The sequence below is a fragment of the Bacillus sp. FSL P2-0099 genome, assembly GCF_038007445.1.
Taxonomy (GTDB): Bacteria; Bacillota; Bacilli; order Bacillales; family Bacillaceae_G; genus Bacillus_A; species Bacillus_A mycoides.
Window position 1 is genome coordinate 3,874,295 of sequence record NZ_JBBOXE010000001.1, and the last position, 19,309, is coordinate 3,893,603.

Genomic DNA, 19,309 nt, shown 5'->3' on the forward strand with positions numbered 1-19,309 from the left:
TCTTTATGAAATTGTCGGTGTTTGTATTGATTCTGTTACAGAATTAACATGATCTACTTTTACAAGTATGACATCTTCTCCAATTTTCATAATTTGCTCCCAAGGAATCACAAATTCTACTTCCTTCCCAAAGAGTCCAAGCATTCGTGCCTGCTTAGAAATAATAACCGCCCTAATCTTTCCTGTGTCTATATCAATATCAATATCTCCAATATTCCCAAGCCTCTTTCCATCTGAAACATTTACAACATCCTTCATTTGAAACTCCGAAATCCGTATCATATTCATCCTCTCCCTTATATCATGAATCGTAAGTACGCTCTCAAATAAAGTGAAACCTTAATCAGTGGGATTATCCCCATCCCTACTGATTATTAACCCATGCCAATCGGACTTTTACGGGCAGTCCCGCTTCCATCTAACTTTTTACTTCAGCCTAATTTCGAAGCGGATAAACAGTATATAACCGCTACTAATAGAACATCCATTTTATTTTCATTATATGAACCTACCCAATCTACTATGAGCGCAAAATATTATATATAAAAAAGACCTCACCATAACTGGTGAGGAGCTTATCCTTGAATCGTCTTATTCATTTGCTTAATAGCAGACTTCTCCAAACGTGATACTTGCGCTTGAGAAATCCCAATTTCTTCGGCAACTTCCATCTGCGTCTTTCCTTGAAAGAAACGTTTTCGAATAATCATTTTTTCACGATCATTTAAACGCTTCATTCCTTCTTTCAACGCCAGTTCTTCAACCCACTGCTCGTCCTTTTGTTTTTCATCCTTTAATTGATCCATAACAAAGATAGGATCTCCTCCATCGTTATAAATCGGTTCAAATAATGAAACCGGATCTTGAATCGCATCTAGTGCAAAAACAATCTCTTCATGTGTCACTTCAAGAACTTTCGCAATATCCATTGCTGTTGGTTCTTTTGAATTTTCAGCAATCAATTTTTCTCTTACTTGCAACGCTTTATACGCAATATCTCGTAATGAGCGAGATACACGAATTGGATTGTTATCACGCAAATATCTACGTATTTCTCCAATAATCATCGGCACAGCATACGTTGAAAACTTTACATTTTGGCCTAAATCAAAGTTATCAATGGATTTCATAAGTCCAATGCAACCAACTTGAAATAAATCATCAACATATTCTCCTCTGTTATTAAATCTTTGGATGACGCTCAGTACAAGACGTAAGTTTCCATTTACTAATTTCTCTCTGGCGCTTATCTCTCCACTTTGCATTTCACGAAATAATTTACGCATCTCTTCATTTTTTAGTACTGGAAGTTTAGCTGTATCAACACCGCAAATTTCTACTTTGTTTCTCGTCAAAGTGTTCCCTCCTATCGGGAGTTGCTGTACAGTGTAAAGTATTTCCTTTGAAGGGGATTTTATGCATACGGTTTTTCCATCATTTTTCACAAATATCATATTTCCTAATGCACAAAAAAAGAATAAGACCAGTCTAGATACCGACTGGTCTTATTCTTCACACCATTTTATTAAATTCTTTTCGTAATCTTTTTATAATTCTTTTTTCCAAACGAGAAATATAAGACTGTGAAATTCCAAGCATATCAGCCACATCTTTTTGTGTCTTCTCTTCGCCACCAGCGAGTCCAAACCGAAGCTCCATAATTTGTTTTTCACGGTCATTTAATTGATGCAATGCTTTCATTAAAAGATGACGATCTACAGTAGCTTCTAAATCTTTTGTAATAATGTCATCATCTGTACCTAAAACATCTGATAGTAACAGTTCATTTCCGTCCCAATCAATGTTAAGCGGTTCATCAAAAGAAACTTCCGAACGATTTTTATTATTTCGACGCAAATGCATTAAAATTTCATTTTCTATACAACGAGATGCATATGTTGCTAATTTAATTTTCTTTTCTGGATTAAATGTATTCACTGCCTTAATAAGACCAATTGTTCCTATACTAATCAAATCCTCAATATTGATCCCTGTATTTTCAAATTTTCTTGCTATATATACAACAAGCCTTAGGTTACGTTCAATAAGCATCGACCTCGCAGCTTGATCTCCATTTGGTAATTTATTCAAAAGAACTGCCTCTTCTTCTTTCGTTAACGGCGGTGGCAACGCTTCACTTCCACCAATATAATAAATTTCATCGGTCTTAATTCCTAATTTCAGCAATACTTTATACCAAAGGTATACCAAATAAAATTTAAATTTCACCATATTATCCCGCCTCTCATAATTAAGCAATTACCATCTTTTGCAAAATCAACATTTTCGGATGTACAATGCATTGATACTCTCCATTAGTAGATAATTGTTGTGTATTTAATCCAATCAGTACTTTGTTTACAACAACCGAACTACCTTCATGATAAACTCGCACACAATCTGGCTTAATTGCCCATAAAAATTGATTCTCTACTCCTACTGCTCGGAAAGGAATTAAACGTAGTTTCGTCGCCCATCCAGAATCATTTTCTGGTATTTGAGGAATTTCTGTTTTGGAATAAATTTGTTCTGTTAACCAAGCTGGCAAACAATGTTCTAATGATGAAATATGCATAATCATAACGGGTGTTTTCGTTAACGGGTCATAAAGTTGGTTCCCACTATCAATTAGACCTGCTAATTCTAGTTCCTCTCCAGCTAATTGAATTTCCACTTTCACGATTTGATCATAGTGTATCTTTGTGACCTCTACGCTTTCTATACGCTTTTTAGAAAAATAATAAATTACTGGAAAACCAAAAATAACAAATACCCAACTAATTGGATCACCGTAAGAAACTGATTTAGATTGAACTAATCCATTTACCATTTCGTTCGTTTGCAAAAAGTAATGCGTTCCAATTAATCCTCCACCAACCATAAAGGTTACAAAATAGAAAGTAAAAACAGTTTGTGTATAATTTCTAAATGTCGAAAACCCAAATGCTGTATACACAATAAGTAACGAGTACAATAGTTTCATAATTGGATGTACCATCATAGAAGCAAAAGGCGTAAAGGCGAAAATAACAATAGTTGAACCTATAAATGCCCCTAACACAAGCCTCCATCTTTTGATTCTCTTTTTTAACACGGTGGCTGTTAATAAAAGTAAAAGAAAATCAATGCAGGCGTTTAACAACCAGACAATGTCGGCGTAAACAACCAAACAATTCACCTCTTTTTTTAAGTTGAGACTAGTATAATGCATATCCAATAGGAAAGTGTGTCAATTGGTGGAGGGGTTTTTTTGTTATTTTGTGATTTCTAGACATAATCTGTCGGTAAAAAATAAAAATGTATTTTTCATAGAATAATATAAATTTCTTACTTGTATACATAATAATTGAATTATATATATACAAAGTTTATCTTGCTATTTGCGGGCAGTAAGACCCTGCCTCAAAATTCAACTATAAAAAAGTACAGAAGTTAAGTGGGAGTCGGGCTAACAATCATTTTCGGATGAACACCCCCGATTAATTAAAGTTTCAATTTATCACAGCTTATGGCTTAAAAATAGGACTGGGCTCTCCATATGCAAAATAATAAAAAAAGATCTGATTAGCAGATCTTTTCCATTTAGACAACAAAAAAAAGGAGCATGAAAGCTCCTTTTCTTTTATCGTCTACGACGGTTACGTAAGAATGCTGGAATATCGATGTCATCTGAATCTGTATGACGATCATGCACAACCGGCTCTTCACGTTTCATTTCACGCTTAACTTCACGTTGTTTTGAAGGTTGAGCTACTGGTTGTTGTTGCTGTTGTGTGTGATTCGCAGTCGGACGGATAATTGGTTTTGGTGGTTGTGTCGAAGCACTATCATCAAAACCAGTTGCAATTACAGTGACAACGATATCATCTTTTAATCCTTCATTAATAACAGAACCGAAGATCATATTTACTTCTGGATCCGAAGCTGAAGCTACAATGTCTGCTGCTTCTTGTACTTCATATAAACTTAAGTTTGCGCCGCCCGTAATGTTCATAATAACACCTTGAGCTCCATCAATAGATGTTTCTAGTAATGGACTAGAAATCGCTTTTTTCGCAGCTTCAGCAGCACGATTTTCACCATTACCAGAACCGATACCCATTAAAGCAGAACCTCTATTAGACATAATTGTTTTTACATCTGCAAAGTCTAAGTTAATTAGACCTGGTGTAGCAATTAAATCAGAAATACCTTGAACACCTTGACGTAATACGTTATCTGCTTCACGGAACGCTTCTAACATTGGCGTATTTTTATCAACAATCTCTAATAAGCGATCATTTGGAATTACGATAAGTGTATCTACATTTTCTTTAAATGACGCAATACCAGATGCAGCTTGAGTTGCACGTTTACGCCCTTCAAATGTAAATGGACGTGTTACAACACCAACTGTTAACGCGCCTAGTTCTTTTGCAACTTGAGCAACAACTGGAGCTGCACCAGTTCCAGTTCCGCCGCCCATACCAGCAGTTACGAAGACCATATCCGCGCCACGAAGCGCTTCTTGAATCTGTTCTTTACTTTCTTCTGCAGCTTTTTTCCCTACTTCAGGGTTTGCGCCTGCACCAAGTCCACGCGTTAATTTTCCACCAATTTGCATTTTCGTTTCAGCTTTTGATAGATTTAATGCTTGTGCATCAGTATTCACAGCGATAAAGTCTACACCTTGTACACCGTGTTCAATCATACGGTTTACAGCGTTGTTTCCGCCACCGCCGACACCGATAACTTTTATATTCGCTAATTGATCTTGAGTAGTATCAAACTCTAACATGTCGAAATCCCCCTAGAACCTCATTTTTCGTGTCCAATTTTAATCCCATAAATAACGGAATGCACGTTTTACTTTTGACATCATGCGGTCATCATTTTGATTAGTATTGTTTTGATTACGAGTTTTTTGTTTCGCAGGTTGCTGTTGTACCGGCATTGGTGCTGGTACTGGTTCAAAATGTTCTTGCTTTTCCTGCACATTTTTCCCACGTAATTTAGCTTTTTGATAAGAATGTTTAATTAATCCAACTCCACTTGTATATTGAGGCTCACGAACACCAATATAATCAGGAGTTGCTATACGAACATTTTCATGTAAAATATCGTATGCAAGATCAAGAACACCTGGCATAGAAGCTATCCCACCAGTTAGTACATATCCAGAAGCAGCTTGCTTTACTCCTAACTTATGCACTTCATCTTGAACAAACATTAAAATTTCCTCTACACGAGCCTCTATTATATCCGATAATTCCAACTGAGAATATTGTTCTGTTTGATCGCTTCCCATAATAGGAACCGTAAACATCTCTTCTTCAGATGCTGTATCATAAAAAGCATGTCCATATTTCAGCTTAATTTGATCTGCATTTTCTGTTGAAGTTTTCAGCCCAATCGCTATATCCTTCGTTATATGATCTCCACCTAATGGCAATACGCTCGTTGCTTGCAACTCTCCATCTTTAAAAATAGATAAGGTTGTAGATCCTCCACCCATATCAACAAGGGCTACCCCTCTATTTCTTTCATCCGAAGATAACGCAACTGTCGCTGCCGCTAAAGGTTGCAGACAAATATCAACAATTTCAAGACCTGCTTTTTCTACACAACGAAGTAGGTTATGTAGTAAAGTTCTCGAGCCTGTAATAAGTGTACCTTCCATTTCTAATCTTACACCGATCATCCCGCGTGGATCGTTAATCTCGTCAAGACCGTCTACAATGAACTGTCGAGGTACCACATCAATAAATTCACGTTCAGGAGCAATTGACACAACTTGCGCTGCATCTAGAACGCGTAAGACATCTTCATTCCCGATTTCACGATCTTCATTTGAAACAGCGACTACTCCGTGACACGGGAGCAACTGTACCTGGTTTGCATTGACACCTACTACAACTTGCTCAATGTGGATACCCACCATGCGCTCAGCTTGTTCAATTGCTTTTTTAATTGATCGAACAGTTTCATCTATATCAACTATCGATCCCTTTTTCAAACCATTTGATTTTACGTTTCCAACACCAATAATGTTTAAGCTATCATTAACCATTTCACCAATGATGACTTTAACATTGGATGTACCGATGTCAAGACTAACATATATTTCATTGCTGTTCATTCTTTGGCACCTCCTTCTTTATTTATACCATACAACTCAATATATGGAACAACAATCGCAACTTTACTATTTATAAGAAAAATATTCAACGTCTTTGTACGTTTCCCTTTTTTAACCCTATATTTTTCTTATTTTTATTTAACATTCATTTAAGAATATCGCAGTAACCTGTGAATAACTGCTCTATCTTGAAATAATTATATTTCAAGTGTAAAGATTACCGCCAAGTATAAGTCTACACTAAGATGTACTTGTAGAAAAGTGAAACTTGTACCAATCCTAGTATGAATCTAAGAAAATTTACATTTTTTTCATCAAATTAAGCATTCTTGCAAATTAGCATCCATATAAAAGAACGTTTGTTTCATTTCATACGTAATAACGCAGTAAAAACTATCATTCTATTCTTTCTTTTCTTCAGCACCTAGTTCCTTCGTATATGCACCCACTTCTAAGTCAATTAAAACCTTCTTACCAGGTTCAATTGTTTTTAAAATAAGTGGATAAGCTTCCATTCGCTTTGCGAAATTTTGAATAGTGGTGCTCACTTCATATCCTTCATTCATATATAAAGTAAGATGATCTTCATTTGCGTTCGTTGGTGTATAACGAATTTCAGAAATAGACCTTAAAATAGTTGGCGTTAATTTTTCTAGTTCTGCAATTAATTCCTTCATTTTTTCCTCTTTAAATGGTTCAAAAATTGGTGCTGCAACTGGAAGCTTTCCGTTCGGAAGTACATCGAGTGTTTTCCCATTTTCTAATAACGGTTGTAATTTCCCATCTTTGTTTATATAGCCAATTGTTAAATATTCTTCGATATGAACATCAATTTTGTTTGGGAAACGTTTTTTTACATTTACCTCTTTAATTTCTTTTCGTTTCGTTAAGTTTTCTTCTGCTTTATGTGCTGTTACTCGGAAATAACTCGTATCATATGTCACACCTGATTCCTTCATAACTTGTTCATCTGTCATATAATGATTTCCAAAGACACTTATCTTTTTTATATTACTAAGCGGAGACCGAAAATAAATTAAAAAGAGTACTAATAAAAATAAAATCGATATGTATAAAATTAACCGATGATTAACAGGTTTCTTATTTTTTTTATTTTGATTCTTTAATTTTGGTACACGATCTTGTAGTTTAATCACTTTACTATTTTTCATGTACGATCCCCCTATGTAACATAAAGAACGGCATGTTCCTCATGCCGTTCTTATCTTCTTATTATAACATAAATGATAATGAGCGGAACGAACAACCGTTATCTTCCAATTATTTCTACTTCTGTATGCATATCAACACCAAATTTATCTTTAATTGTACGCTTTACCAATGCGATTAAGTCTAATACATCTTGCGCTGAGGCCACACCAGTATTAACAATAAAATTCCCATGCATTTCAGAAATTTGAGCTCCACCTATTGTATAACCACGAAGCCCTGATTTTTCTATTAAATCTCCTGCAAAATAGGGGACTGGATTTCGAAATATACTTCCTGCACAAGGGTGATTCCAAGGCTGCGTTTCACGGCGATACTCTTTATTCTTTTGCATGCTTCTTACAATTTCCTCGCGTTCGCCTACCTCCAATTGGAATTCAGCTTCCAAAACAATACCAGGGCGTTTCATTTGCAATACAGATGTGCGATAAGAAAAGCCCATTTCGGTATTCGTCAACCAATTAATTGTTCCATTGTCAAACAAAATACGAGCTTTCGTTAATACACTCGATATGTCGGACTTATGAGCGCCTGCATTCATATACACTGCACCGCCAACACTTCCTGGAATACCACTTGCAAATTCCAGGCCCGCTAATCCCTGTCGACTAAGTAAAGTTGATAATTTAATAAGGGGATATCCAGCACCGACTCTTACTCTATGTTTTTCGACTTCTAAATGGTCTAATCCTTCTCCTAAACGAATAACCACACCTTCTATACCTTGATCAGATACGAGAAGATTTGAACCACGACCAATTGCAGTCCACCTTGTCTTGTACTTCTTTACTAACTCTAGAGTCTTCTCAATACCAGCAACATGCTTTGGTACAATTAAAATATCAGCTGGTCCGCCTATTTTCATAGTCGTGTAACGCGCTAACGGTTCATTAACTAACACGCGACCAACATTTGCTTCTAAAAGCTCTTTTACTAATTGTTCCATAGACAATCTCCCCCATATCAAGTCTCCTTATTACAGTAATATGCGGGGCGTTCACCTAATGTTATTTTTTAATAAGCTTGTTCATTACTTCATATAGCTTATTTGCTGCATCTGGAATACCAAGTTGCTTAGTAGCCAGTTTCATATTTTGTAATGTTTGTGTATCCAATAAAATCTCATCAATGTCACGAATAAGCGTTTCAGATGTTAAATCTTTTTCAAGTAGCATTTTAGCTGCTCCTTTATCAACAACTGATCGTGCATTTTTTTCTTGATGGTTATTTGTTACGTACGGACTTGGAATTAATACACTCGGCTTTCCTAACGCTGTTAATTCTGCAAGCGTTGTAGCCCCTGCCCTTGAAACAACAAGATCTACACCCGTCAGTACCTCTGGCATATTATGAATAAAAGGTTTAATAATAACATTATTCGGATTCCCTTTTTGTTTCACGACTTCCATAACTTTATCATAATGTACTTCGCCTGTTACATATAATACTTCGTAACTTTTATTCCCAAATTGTTCAATCGCTTCTACAAAAGCATCGTTAATCGGTCTAGCCCCGCGGCTCCCACCAAAAATAAGCACGGATTTTTTAGAAAGGGATAGTCCTACCGAACGTTTTCCTTTCATTCCATTTTGGTCCATTACTTCTGATGCACGTGGATTACCTGTCATAACCACTTTTGACTGTGGAAAATGTTCTGCAGCTGCTTCAAAACAAACTGCAACTTTATCGACATAACGACTTAAAAATTTATTCGTTACACCAGGTACACTATTTTGTTCATGGACAATAGTCGGAATACCTAATTTAGCCGCAGCATATACAACTGGCCCACATACGTATCCACCCGTACCAATCACAATATCAGGGTTAAAACGACGAATATATCGTTTACTATCTTGAACACCTTTTAGGAAACGCATCACTGTTTTTACATTATCAAGAGATATTTTTCGTTTAAATCCACTTATAACAATAGATTGGAACGGAATACCCGCTTTCGGTACGATGGTACTCTCTAATCCATTCTCTGTACCAATGTATAAAAATCTTGCTTCCGGATTTAGTTTTTTTATTTCTCTAATTAAAGCAAGAGCTGGATAAATATGTCCTCCAGTACCCCCACCACTTACTAATACTCGCACTACTGATTCCTCCACTTCCCTGTTCTTATTCAATCGTATTTATTTCTATATACATATTGTATTTTCACACACACACGAAAAACCCTGTCTTTTAAACAGGGTTTAATAGCGAGAATGGCGACTTATATTCAATAATACACCTACTGCCATTAACATTAAGGTCAAACTTGATCCACCATAACTTAAAAATGGCAAAGTAATACCGGTAACAGGCATCAGTCCTGTTACAACACCAACATTAATCATTACTTGAATCGCAATCATCGCCACAATACCTACTGCTAAAAACGTACCATATAAATCTGGCGCTCCTAATGCTATACGAATCCCACGCCATAATAATAGACTAAATAATAATAACACAAATGAACCACCAATAAAACCTAATTCCTCGGATAAGATTGCAAATATAAAGTCTGTTTGTGGTTCAGGTAAATAAAGAAATTTTTGTCTACTTTGTCCAAGTCCAAGCCCAAATAAACCACCAGGTCCAATTGCGAGTAACGATTGGATAATTTGAAATCCACTTCCGAGCGGATCCGACCACGGATCTAAATATGATGTGATGCGTTTCATTCGATATGGCGCTGATGCAATTAACCCTACAAATCCCGCTGCACCAAGCAAACCAAACATTGCAAAGTGAAAGACCCTTGCTCCCGAAATAAATATCATAATAATACATGTCCCAATCATTACCGTTCCCGTACCAAGATCTGGCTGTAACATAATTATCCCAAAAGCAAGAAATACAAAACTAAGAGCCGGTAGTAAACCTCGTTTAAAAGATGTAATTAATTTTTGTCGTTCCGCTAAAAATTTTGCTAAGAAAATAATCATCGCGAATTTCATAAACTCTGACGGTTGGATAGAAAATGCCCCGATTCCAATCCAACTTCGCGCCCCTCCACGAACGAGACCTACTCCAGGAATAAGAACTAGAATAAGAAGAACGAAACAAACTAGTAAAATTACTTTTGAATACGTACGCCATACCCAATAATCAATTTTCATCAGAAAAAACATAGCTACTACCCCAAGACTTGCAAATAACAATTGTCTTTTTGCAAAAAAGAATGAATCCCCCATTTTATAAGAGGCCCAAACCGCACTCGCACTATAAACCATAATCATTCCGATTGTTAACAACGCAAGTGTAACGATGATGAGAATAAAATCAGGCGTTTTCTTCATTACCCATGAACACCACCTCTTTGGGCAGAACCTTTGCCCTATGTAACAAAACATCAGTAGGTGTTAGCCTACTGATGTTTTGATTTACTTTATATAAGTTTATGCACAGCTTGTATAAAAATGTCTCCTCTTTCTTCAAATGTTTTAAATTGATCCCAGCTTGCACATGCTGGTGAAAGAAGAATTACATCACCATCGGTAGAATGAGCATAAGCTTTCACTACTGCATCATCTAAAGTATCGACACTTTCAATTACATCTAATCCTGCTTTTTCTGCCGCTCTTACTAATTTTGGTGCAGTTTGTCCAAATGTCACAATCGCTTTGACATGTTTAAAATATGGAATTAAATCATCAAATTCATTACCACGATCAAGTCCACCAGCCAATAATACAATCGGTTGTGTAAATGCAGATAATGCTTTTTCTGTCGCTAGCATATTCGTCGCTTTTGAATCATTATAAAATTTACGATTATTAATCGTTGTTACATATTCTAAGCGATGTTTTACACCTGTAAAAATTTTTAACACAGCAGTAATTGCTTCATTAGAAACACCTAGTAATTTAGCAATACTCATTGCTGCTAAAATATTTTCTAAATTGTGCTTACCAGGTAAAACAATATCACTTACTTTAACTACTTTTTCGCCTTTAAAATAAAGAGCGTTATCTTTTATATACGCACCATCTTCAATTTCTTTCGTCGTCGAAAATAATACTTTCTGTCCTTTACTATATGCCGATAACGCCATGACATCTGCATCATCTGCGTTAATTATACTATAATCTGCTTCAGTTTGGTTTTTGAAAATATTCGCTTTTGCCAAACCATACTCTTTCTTCGTCCCGTGATAATCTAAATGCGCTTCAAATAAATTTAAAAAGGCTGCAATTTTTGGTTGGAACGATTCCACTCCCATCAATTGAAACGATGAAAGTTCCGTAACGACAACTTCATTTTCCTTCGCCAATTGTGCAACTTCACAAGCTACAGTACCTATATTCCCCGCAATAACTGGGTGCTTTTGTCCTTCTTTTAACATTTCAAACGTTAACATTGTCGTTGTTGTTTTACCGTTAGATCCCGTAATCCCAACAAACGGTGCTGCTGAAATGGAATATGCTAATTCAACCTCAGTTACAATTGGAATTTGTTTTTCTTTCGCCGCCACTAAGAGTGGATTAGAATATGGAATTCCTGGATTTTTTACGACAAGTGAAATGTTTCTCTCCAGCAATTCTAATGGATGCCCACCACACACAACATCCATTCCTTCCGCTTGTAACTCAGCTGCAAGCACATTACCCGCTAATGGTTTCCCATCATTTACAATGACGTTTGCCCCTAACTTTTTTAATAAAGTAGCTGCTGCATAACCACTTTTAGCAATACCTAATACAAGAACATTTTTATTTTGATATTCAGTTACAGTTTTCAATTACATCCACACCCCGATATAAATTCCTAGCACAGCTAATAAAAATCCTACAGACCAAAACGTTACAACAACGCGCCACTCTGACCAACCACATAATTCATAATGATGATGTAATGGACTCATTTTAAAAACACGCTTTCCTGTTGTTTTGAACGAAATAACTTGGATAATAACAGATAACGTTTCCGCTACGAATACACCGCCAATAATAACGAGTAACAATTCTTGTTTTAACAAAATCGCTACAGCTGCGATAGCACCACCTAAAGCTAGAGAACCTGTATCCCCCATAAATACTTTCGCTGGATTCGCATTGAATACTAAAAATCCAAGTACAGCTCCTACAACTGCCATACAGAAAATCGCTACCCCAAATTGTTCTTGAGCTACAGCAATAATACTAAATGCTCCGAATGCAATAGCAGCTGTTCCTGATAATAAACCATCTAAACCATCTGTTAAATTAACCGCATTTGATCCACCAATAAGCATAAATAATACGAGAACAAAATACGCCCAGCCTAATTCAAATTTAACATCAGTTCCTGGAATCATGATATACGTGTGAAATGCTTGCCCTTTTCCAATTAAAAAGAACGCAATAGCAATTACAAGTTGACCAATCAATTTTTGTTTTGATGTTAAACCAAGATTTCTTTTCTTTACTACTTTTATGTAGTCATCTAAAAATCCGATTAATCCGTACCCAAATGTAACTAATAATAACAATGATACTTCTGCACCTAAATTGTTAAATTTAATCGCCATAATAAGCGTAGTCACCATCATAGATACATATATGACAATACCACCCATCGTTGGTGTCCCTGATTTCTTTTGGTGTGACTTCGGTCCTTCGTCACGAATACTCTGTCCGAACTTTAACTTTCTTAAAAATGGAATAAATAATGGCGAAAGGGCAACAGAAATTAAAAATGCTACCCCAGCCGTTACTAATAAACCTTGTTCAAGCACATGTAGTCCTCCTCTCATGCTGTTACACTTCGTTGTTTAAACGCTCCGTGATTGCTTCTTTAGCAACTTCACGATCGTCAAAATGATGAACTTCTTTACCAATAATTTGATACGTTTCATGCCCTTTACCAGCAATAATAATAATATCTTCTGCTTTTACTTTCGAGATAGCGGAACGTATCGCTTCTTTTCGATCGACAATTACTTCATAATTATTCCCATTCACATCATTTACCATATCATCTAAAATAGCCTTCGGATCTTCACTTCTTGGATTATCTGATGTATAAATTGCATGAGTTGCATATTCGGTTGCGACACTTGCCATTATTGGTCTTTTCGTTCTATCTCTATCACCACCGCAACCAACGATACAATATACATCGCCTTTTGCAAACTGTTTTGCTGTCTTTAGTACGTTCTCTAAGCTATCAGGTGTATGCGCATAGTCAACAATAACTGTGTAATTTTGTCCACCATCAACAACTTCAAAACGTCCAGGAACGCCAGCAAGCTCTTTAATTACATCAATAATTGTTTGTAAGCTCACTCCTGAAACAAGACCTGCTGCTGTAGCAGCTAACACGTTGTATACATTAAACTTACCAATTAATTTCATCGTAACATTTACAGTTTCATACGGTGTTACAAGTGTAAATGTTGTACCGCCACTCGTCATTACGATATCTCGTGCCATAATGTCGCTTGCAACATCTATACCGTATGTTACAACAGTAGCTGCTGTACTTCTCATATACTCTTCTGCTACTGGATCATCACTGTTTAATATAGCGTATTTTTCACGATTATGATGATAACTATTGCCAAGCTGTGCGAAAAGCAACCCTTTCGCATGTTTATATTCTTCCATCGTTTTATGATAGTCTAAATGATCTTGTGTTAAATTCGTAAATACTGCAACATCATAATCGCACCCGTGTACACGGCCAAGATCTAAAGCATGAGACGAAACTTCCATTACTGTGCTATCCACACCTTGTTCAACCATTTTTGAAAATGTCTGTTGAAGTGTTAGTGCATCTGGTGTTGTATTTTTCACCTCAAATGTTTCATCACCGATTTTCATATTAATCGTTCCAATTAGCCCTGTTTTATGACCATATGCGCGCATAATTTCATCCATAATATGCGATGTTGTTGTCTTTCCATTTGTACCTGTAATACCGATTAAATGTAACTTGTGCGTTGGTTGGCCATAAAAATAATCAGCTAAAACCGCTAGCGAACGAAAAGTATTTTTCACAAGTACAACTGGAACGTCAACATCAATTGGTCTTTCCGCAACAATAGCAGCCGCTCCTTGTGCGGCTGCTTGCTTAGCAAAGTCATGGCTATCAACCGTATATCCTTTCATACATATAAATAAGCTTCCCTCTTTCACTTTACGTGAATCCGCTTCAATAGATGTTATTTCTGGATTTTCTGTTGGAACAACTGGAAAATCATGCAAACATGATACAAGTGTATGCAACTTCATTTCACTAAACCCTCTCTACATTGTTTATTTATCTCTTATTTTAGCAAGTAACACGTTACCTCCTAGTTATATAAAAATAGGAGGTAAGTGCTACTATAGTCTAATCAATAGATTTATTTATTAATGAGACACTTATCGTCTCAAGTAAAGCAATTTTTCTATAAAGAACTCACTTCCACCAATTGTACCATAAAACACAATCAGTTACCTTTAATTCCCGAAGTAAATTCTAACTTTTGAACCCTCTTTTACTTTAGCTCCTGCTTCTGGTGATTGTTTAATTACTTTCCCACCATCACCACTTATATCAAGCTTCAAGTCTACAAGTTGCGTTTGTAAATCTTTCTTTTTCATACCAATTAAATTCGGAACTTCCACAGTTGGTGTATCGCCCCATTTATATTCTTTCTCAACTTGCTCTTTTCTCGGTTCCACTCCCATTACAGGAAGTGCGTCACGAAGAATATTCCCAACAATAGGTGCTGCTACAACTCCACCAAATTGAGTGACTCCTTTTGGATTATCCACTGCTACATAAACAACAATTTGCGGATCGTCAGCTGGAGCAAAACCGATAAATGATACAATATAGTTATTATCTAAATATTTTCCATCTTTCACCTTTTGAGCAGTTCCAGTTTTTCCACCTACACGATATCCATCAATATAAGCCCCTTTACCCGAACCTTTCGCTACAACATTCTCTAATGCGTAACGAACTTTCTCTGAAGTTTCCTTGGAAATAACTTCCCTTTTCGCAACAGGTGTCTTTTTGCTGACAACTTGATTATTCTTCGGATCAATAAATTCCTTCGCTATATATGGCTGATACAAAGTTCCACCATTTACAGCGGCCGCTACAGCTGCTACTTGTTGAATCGGTGTAACAGAAACACCTTGCCCAAATGAAGTCGTCGCTTGCTCGACTGGACCAACTTTATCTAAATTAAATAAAATACCGCTACCTTCACCTTGTAAATCAATTCCGGTCTTCTGTCCAAACCCGAAATTGCGAATGTATTTAAACAATCGATCTTTACCAAGACGATCACCGAGTTCAATAAATCCTGGGTTACAAGAGTTTTGAACTACCTCTAAAAACGTTTGGCTACCATGGCCTCCAGCTTTCCAACACCGCAATCTAGCTCCGCCAACTTCAGCTGCCCCATCATCATAAAATGTATCTTTCTCTAAGTCTACTAAATTTTCATTCAAGGCTGCAGCTAATGTAATAATCTTAAATGTTGACCCCGGCTCATACGTACTCCATACAGGTAAGTTTCTGTTATATACTTCCGGAGAAACACTTTGGAAATCTGCTGGATCAAAACTTGGTCGACTTGACATACCTAAAATTTCACCATTTTTCGGATTCATTGCAATTGCTATCATACCGTCAGGATTATACGTTGATTCCGCAATATTCATTTCTCTTTCCATAATCCTCGTAATGCGTGAATCAATTGTTAATCCTAAATTCAAGCCGGCTTCTGGTTTTTTGAAATCATCTCCAACGTTAGGCATTCTCTGTCCTTTCGCGTCTGCAAAAAATCGCACATGACCTTTATCACCATTTAGCTCTTTATCATAATATTTCTCTAGTCCCATAAGCCCTTGATTATCACTGCCCGCAAATCCTAATACGTGTGATAAAAAATTACCGAATGGATAGTACCGGATAGAATCCTCTGCAATGTAGACACCCTTTAAACTTAATCCGCGTACTTCTTTCGCTTTGTCATGCGATATTTTCCTTCCGCCTTTATCAAGCCTTACAATCGATTCTTTTTTTGTAATCCGCTTATAAACATCATCTTTTTCCACACCTAATACTGCAGCTAACTTCTCTGCAGTCTCTGCTGGTTTTTCAATTTGCCTCGGCACAACAAAGACGGTCGGTGCACTTTTATTCGTAGCAAGCTCCACACCATTTCGATCTAAAATTTTCCCTCGCTCTGGTTCAAAAGTAATATTACGACTCCATGAATCCTTCGCACGATCCGTTAACATATTTCCAAGAAAAAATTGCACATATCCAAGACGAATATCGATAATGGTGAAAATGAGTATACCCGATATAAGTATAAAAATAAGTCGTTTTCTAACTGTTACATTTGATACACGCATATTGGAACAAGCCTCCCTTACGCCTAGCTTGTTCCAATATATGCTTGTACTTATTTAATTAGAACTTCTTCCCTATTACCATTATGGCTTTTCTGCTTCTTGTTGCGGTTCAAGTGGTGGTACGAGTGTTACACCTAATTCTGTACCAGGTTGCAACAATGTCCCTTCCGCCACACTTTGTTCCGTTACATACCCTGTACCAGAAGGTTTTAAGTTAAGCTTTAATGTTTTTGCTAAATTCATAACATCACGCAGTGCCCATCCCTGTATATTTGGCATTGTAGGCTTATCTCCTACTAAGAAGACTCGATCACCCTTTAATGTTTGTTCAGTTGCTTTTGGCACTTGCTGCTGCACTTTACCTTCACCTAATACGATTGGACGAAGTTTTGCTTTATCAATTGTTTTTTTCGCTTCTTCCATCGTTTTTCCGGTTACATCTGGAACGACAGTTTGTTGTTCTTTCACATATTTTTTCGGGTCTTTTACTTCATTCGGCTTAATCTTTAAGTACTCTAAGCTATTTTTCGTTACATATTTAAAGATATCAGCTAAAGGTTTAGCCCCGTTTTCATCATCTTTTAATTTTGGTTGTTTAACGGCCACATACACAACAAGTTGCGGATCGTCCATCGGTGCCATACCTAAGAATGAGAATATATAATTCTCTCTTCCCGTCATATAGCCACCTTTCCCGTCAGGAATTTGTGCTGTACCTGTTTTCCCCCCGACTGAATACCCATCAACTTTATATGCAGTTCCTGTTCCTTTCGGTGATGTAACAACACGTTCTAGTAATTGCCTTACTTGTGCGGCTGTCTCTTTGGTAACAGGTTTTCCTACTTCTTCTGGTTTATGCTCTAGCTGTACTTTACCTGTTATTGGATCCACAATTTTATCAATTGTATAAGGTTTCATCATTTTACCATCATTTGCAATTGCTGTTGCAGCTTGTACAAGTTGAATTGGTGTAACTGTAGAACCTTGTCCAAATGCCGTTGTTACTTGTTGTATTTGTTGATCAAATAAAATTGTATTTGACCCTTCACCAGATAAATCAATGTTTGTTTTTTCATCTAATCCAAAACCGTGAATATATTTTCGAAAACGCTCTGGACCAAGTTTTTGATCCCCTAAAATTGCGAACGCTACGTTTGAAGATCGCTCTACCCCTTCATCAAAAGTAATAGAACCCCATCCGGCGCCGCCGTTATGATCTTTTATTTTGCGATTACCAACTTGATATGTACCAGACTGATAAAAGTCTTGCCCATTGTATACACCTTCATTAATGGCCGCCGCTAATGTGAAAATCTTCATTGTTGATCCCGGTTCAAACGCATTTGCAATGGCGTCGTTGAAGAAATATTTAATTTGACGATCATTAGGGTCATAACTAGGTTTACTAGACATCGCTAATATTTTCCCTGTCTTCGGATCCGCAACAATCCCTATTAAATTTTCTGGTTCATAATGTTTACTCGCTTCTTTCATTGCGTCTTCTAAATAACTTTGAATACGTTGGTCAAGCGTTAAATACACATTATCTCCATTTTTAGGTGCCTTTACATTCACTTTCCCACCGTCAAGAGATACTCCTTTACGGTCACCTGTATAAGCTACCTCACCATTAGAAGCACCTAAATATTTATCCAAACTCTTTTCTAAGCCAAATTGACCGACTGAGATTCCATTTTCATCAGGTTTCGCATGACCTATGACGTAAGATGCGAAATCACCGTTTGGATACACTCTCGCATTTTCGGTAATAAAAGATATTCCCGGCAATTTCAATGCTTCTATTTGTTCTTTCTTTTCTTTCGTCAAGTCTTTACCCAATGTTCCAAATTCCACTTGACTTTTGCCTTCTTTATTTAAAGTAGCTAAAATTTTATCTTCATCTTTTCCGAGTACTCCTGCGATTTTCTTTGCAGTATCCTCTTTATCCTTAACGGCGTTAGCTCCTTTTAACTCGGCTACAAGTTTATAAGAATTTGCGTCTTGCGCTAGTACATGACCATTTTGATCATAAATTGTTCCTCGATTCGCTTCGAGAACTCCTTTTTTACTATGTTTCTGCTCAGCAAGTTTCTTCAAATCATGATTGTCCACTGTTCCTGTTGCTTGTATGTAAAAAAATCGGGCTAATAACAGCAAAAAGAGCAGGAGGAAAAATATCATAAAATAACCTGCTCCCTTATTGGTATGAAATTTAGTCATATTTCTCTTCATCTTTTCTTCACACCTATTTGCCTTACTTTAGGCCTTTCACATTATTCGCATTAATTTCTAGCCCGTGTTTTTTTGCAACTTCAGCGATACGTTCATAACGACTTAACTTTTCTACTTCAGCCTGCAATTCTTGATTTTCCTTTTGTTTTTTCACAATTTGTTCTTCTATCGTCGCTGCTTCTACATTAACTTGATATAGACCCGCTTTATTCCCAATAAAAGCTACACAAGCATATAATAAAAATCCAATAAACGTTACGTACAATAGCTTTTCAATTCTTGTAATTTTCGTTTTAACTTTTGGCTTAACCATCTGCTGTGGCGGCGCTTGAATTTGTACCTCTTCTTGCGCCTGTTGTTTATACTTTACAGCTAAATTAGTCATACCTCT

General features: G+C 36.6%; 16 protein-coding genes. All 16 read right to left on the minus strand.

The window, feature by feature from the left end; translation table 11 throughout:
* Window positions 1-3 precede the first annotated feature (3 nt).
* Window positions 4-282, minus strand: a complete 279-nt coding sequence (locus tag MKY90_RS19855) for a YlmC/YmxH family sporulation protein (RefSeq protein ID WP_012261605.1) — start codon at window positions 280-282, stop codon at window positions 4-6.
* Window positions 283-575: 293 nt separating this feature from the next.
* Window positions 576-1,355: an RNA polymerase sporulation sigma factor SigG gene (gene sigG / locus MKY90_RS19860; protein ID WP_002014725.1), complete on the minus strand. Its 780-nt coding sequence runs from the start codon at window positions 1,353-1,355 to the stop codon at window positions 576-578.
* A 157-nt stretch (window positions 1,356-1,512) separates the two neighbouring features.
* Window positions 1,513-2,232, minus strand: a complete 720-nt coding sequence (gene sigE, locus MKY90_RS19865; RefSeq protein WP_002128857.1) for an RNA polymerase sporulation sigma factor SigE — start codon at window positions 2,230-2,232, stop codon at window positions 1,513-1,515.
* Between the two features lie 19 nt (window positions 2,233-2,251).
* Window positions 2,252-3,169: a sigma-E processing peptidase SpoIIGA gene (gene spoIIGA / locus MKY90_RS19870; protein WP_141506900.1), complete on the minus strand. Its 918-nt coding sequence runs from the start codon at window positions 3,167-3,169 to the stop codon at window positions 2,252-2,254.
* A gap of 453 nt (window positions 3,170-3,622) precedes the next feature.
* On the minus strand, window positions 3,623-4,777 hold the full coding sequence (gene ftsZ / locus MKY90_RS19875; protein WP_002014730.1) for a cell division protein FtsZ: 1,155 nt from the start codon (window positions 4,775-4,777) through the stop codon (window positions 3,623-3,625).
* A gap of 39 nt (window positions 4,778-4,816) precedes the next feature.
* Entirely contained in the window at window positions 4,817-6,118 is a 1,302-nt protein-coding gene (ftsA, locus tag MKY90_RS19880; protein WP_002014731.1) for a cell division protein FtsA, read from the minus strand.
* Window positions 6,119-6,519: 401 nt separating this feature from the next.
* Window positions 6,520-7,290, minus strand: coding sequence for a cell division protein DivIB (gene divIB, locus MKY90_RS19885; protein ID WP_002014733.1), 771 nt, complete (start codon window positions 7,288-7,290; stop codon window positions 6,520-6,522).
* Between the two features lie 98 nt (window positions 7,291-7,388).
* The gene (gene murB, locus MKY90_RS19890; protein ID WP_063219158.1) at window positions 7,389-8,294 is read right to left on the minus strand and encodes a UDP-N-acetylmuramate dehydrogenase; all 906 of its coding nucleotides are present in this window, start codon (window positions 8,292-8,294) and stop codon (window positions 7,389-7,391) included.
* A gap of 61 nt (window positions 8,295-8,355) precedes the next feature.
* Window positions 8,356-9,450: an undecaprenyldiphospho-muramoylpentapeptide beta-N-acetylglucosaminyltransferase gene (murG, locus tag MKY90_RS19895; protein ID WP_063219157.1), complete on the minus strand. Its 1,095-nt coding sequence runs from the start codon at window positions 9,448-9,450 to the stop codon at window positions 8,356-8,358.
* Window positions 9,451-9,552: 102 nt separating this feature from the next.
* The gene (gene spoVE / locus MKY90_RS19900; protein ID WP_002014736.1) at window positions 9,553-10,644 is read right to left on the minus strand and encodes a stage V sporulation protein E; all 1,092 of its coding nucleotides are present in this window, start codon (window positions 10,642-10,644) and stop codon (window positions 9,553-9,555) included.
* A gap of 89 nt (window positions 10,645-10,733) precedes the next feature.
* Entirely contained in the window at window positions 10,734-12,086 is a 1,353-nt protein-coding gene (gene murD, locus MKY90_RS19905) for a UDP-N-acetylmuramoyl-L-alanine--D-glutamate ligase (protein ID WP_098167422.1), read from the minus strand.
* Window positions 12,087-13,061 carry a phospho-N-acetylmuramoyl-pentapeptide-transferase gene (gene mraY / locus MKY90_RS19910; protein WP_002014738.1) on the minus strand — a complete coding sequence of 325 codons (975 nt, stop codon included), beginning with the start codon at window positions 13,059-13,061 and terminating at the stop codon, window positions 12,087-12,089. It abuts the gene before it with no gap.
* A 22-nt stretch (window positions 13,062-13,083) separates the two neighbouring features.
* Window positions 13,084-14,559 carry a UDP-N-acetylmuramoyl-L-alanyl-D-glutamate--2,6-diaminopimelate ligase gene (locus tag MKY90_RS19915; protein ID WP_098167421.1) on the minus strand — a complete coding sequence of 492 codons (1,476 nt, stop codon included), beginning with the start codon at window positions 14,557-14,559 and terminating at the stop codon, window positions 13,084-13,086.
* A gap of 210 nt (window positions 14,560-14,769) precedes the next feature.
* The gene (locus MKY90_RS19920; protein WP_002014741.1) at window positions 14,770-16,686 is read right to left on the minus strand and encodes a stage V sporulation protein D; all 1,917 of its coding nucleotides are present in this window, start codon (window positions 16,684-16,686) and stop codon (window positions 14,770-14,772) included.
* Between the two features lie 81 nt (window positions 16,687-16,767).
* On the minus strand, window positions 16,768-18,918 hold the full coding sequence (locus tag MKY90_RS19925) for a penicillin-binding protein (RefSeq protein ID WP_098167420.1): 2,151 nt from the start codon (window positions 18,916-18,918) through the stop codon (window positions 16,768-16,770).
* Window positions 18,919-18,940: 22 nt separating this feature from the next.
* Window positions 18,941-19,303, minus strand: coding sequence for a cell division protein FtsL (gene ftsL / locus MKY90_RS19930; protein ID WP_002014745.1), 363 nt, complete (start codon window positions 19,301-19,303; stop codon window positions 18,941-18,943).
* Window positions 19,304-19,309 lie beyond the last annotated feature (6 nt).

What these genes read in the sequence shown, in the direction of transcription:
- MKY90_RS19855 (WP_012261605.1), bottom strand. Translation starts at nt 282, where the DNA reads ATGATACGGATTTCGGAGTTTCAAATGAAGGATGTTGTAAATGTTTCA.
- sigE (WP_002128857.1), bottom strand. Translation starts at nt 2,232, where the DNA reads ATGGTGAAATTTAAATTTTATTTGGTATACCTTTGGTATAAAGTATTG.
- ftsZ (WP_002014730.1), bottom strand. Translation starts at nt 4,777, where the DNA reads ATGTTAGAGTTTGATACTACTCAAGATCAATTAGCGAATATAAAAGTT.
- ftsA (WP_002014731.1), bottom strand. Translation starts at nt 6,118, where the DNA reads ATGAACAGCAATGAAATATATGTTAGTCTTGACATCGGTACATCCAAT.
- divIB (WP_002014733.1), bottom strand. Translation starts at nt 7,290, where the DNA reads ATGAAAAATAGTAAAGTGATTAAACTACAAGATCGTGTACCAAAATTA.
- murB (WP_063219158.1), bottom strand. Translation starts at nt 8,294, where the DNA reads ATGGAACAATTAGTAAAAGAGCTTTTAGAAGCAAATGTTGGTCGCGTG.
- spoVE (WP_002014736.1), bottom strand. Translation starts at nt 10,644, where the DNA reads ATGAAGAAAACGCCTGATTTTATTCTCATCATCGTTACACTTGCGTTG.
- MKY90_RS19915 (WP_098167421.1), bottom strand. Translation starts at nt 14,559, where the DNA reads ATGAAGTTGCATACACTTGTATCATGTTTGCATGATTTTCCAGTTGTT.
- MKY90_RS19920 (WP_002014741.1), bottom strand. Translation starts at nt 16,686, where the DNA reads ATGCGTGTATCAAATGTAACAGTTAGAAAACGACTTATTTTTATACTT.
- MKY90_RS19925 (WP_098167420.1), bottom strand. Translation starts at nt 18,918, where the DNA reads ATGAAGAGAAATATGACTAAATTTCATACCAATAAGGGAGCAGGTTAT.
- ftsL (WP_002014745.1), bottom strand. Translation starts at nt 19,303, where the DNA reads ATGACTAATTTAGCTGTAAAGTATAAACAACAGGCGCAAGAAGAGGTA.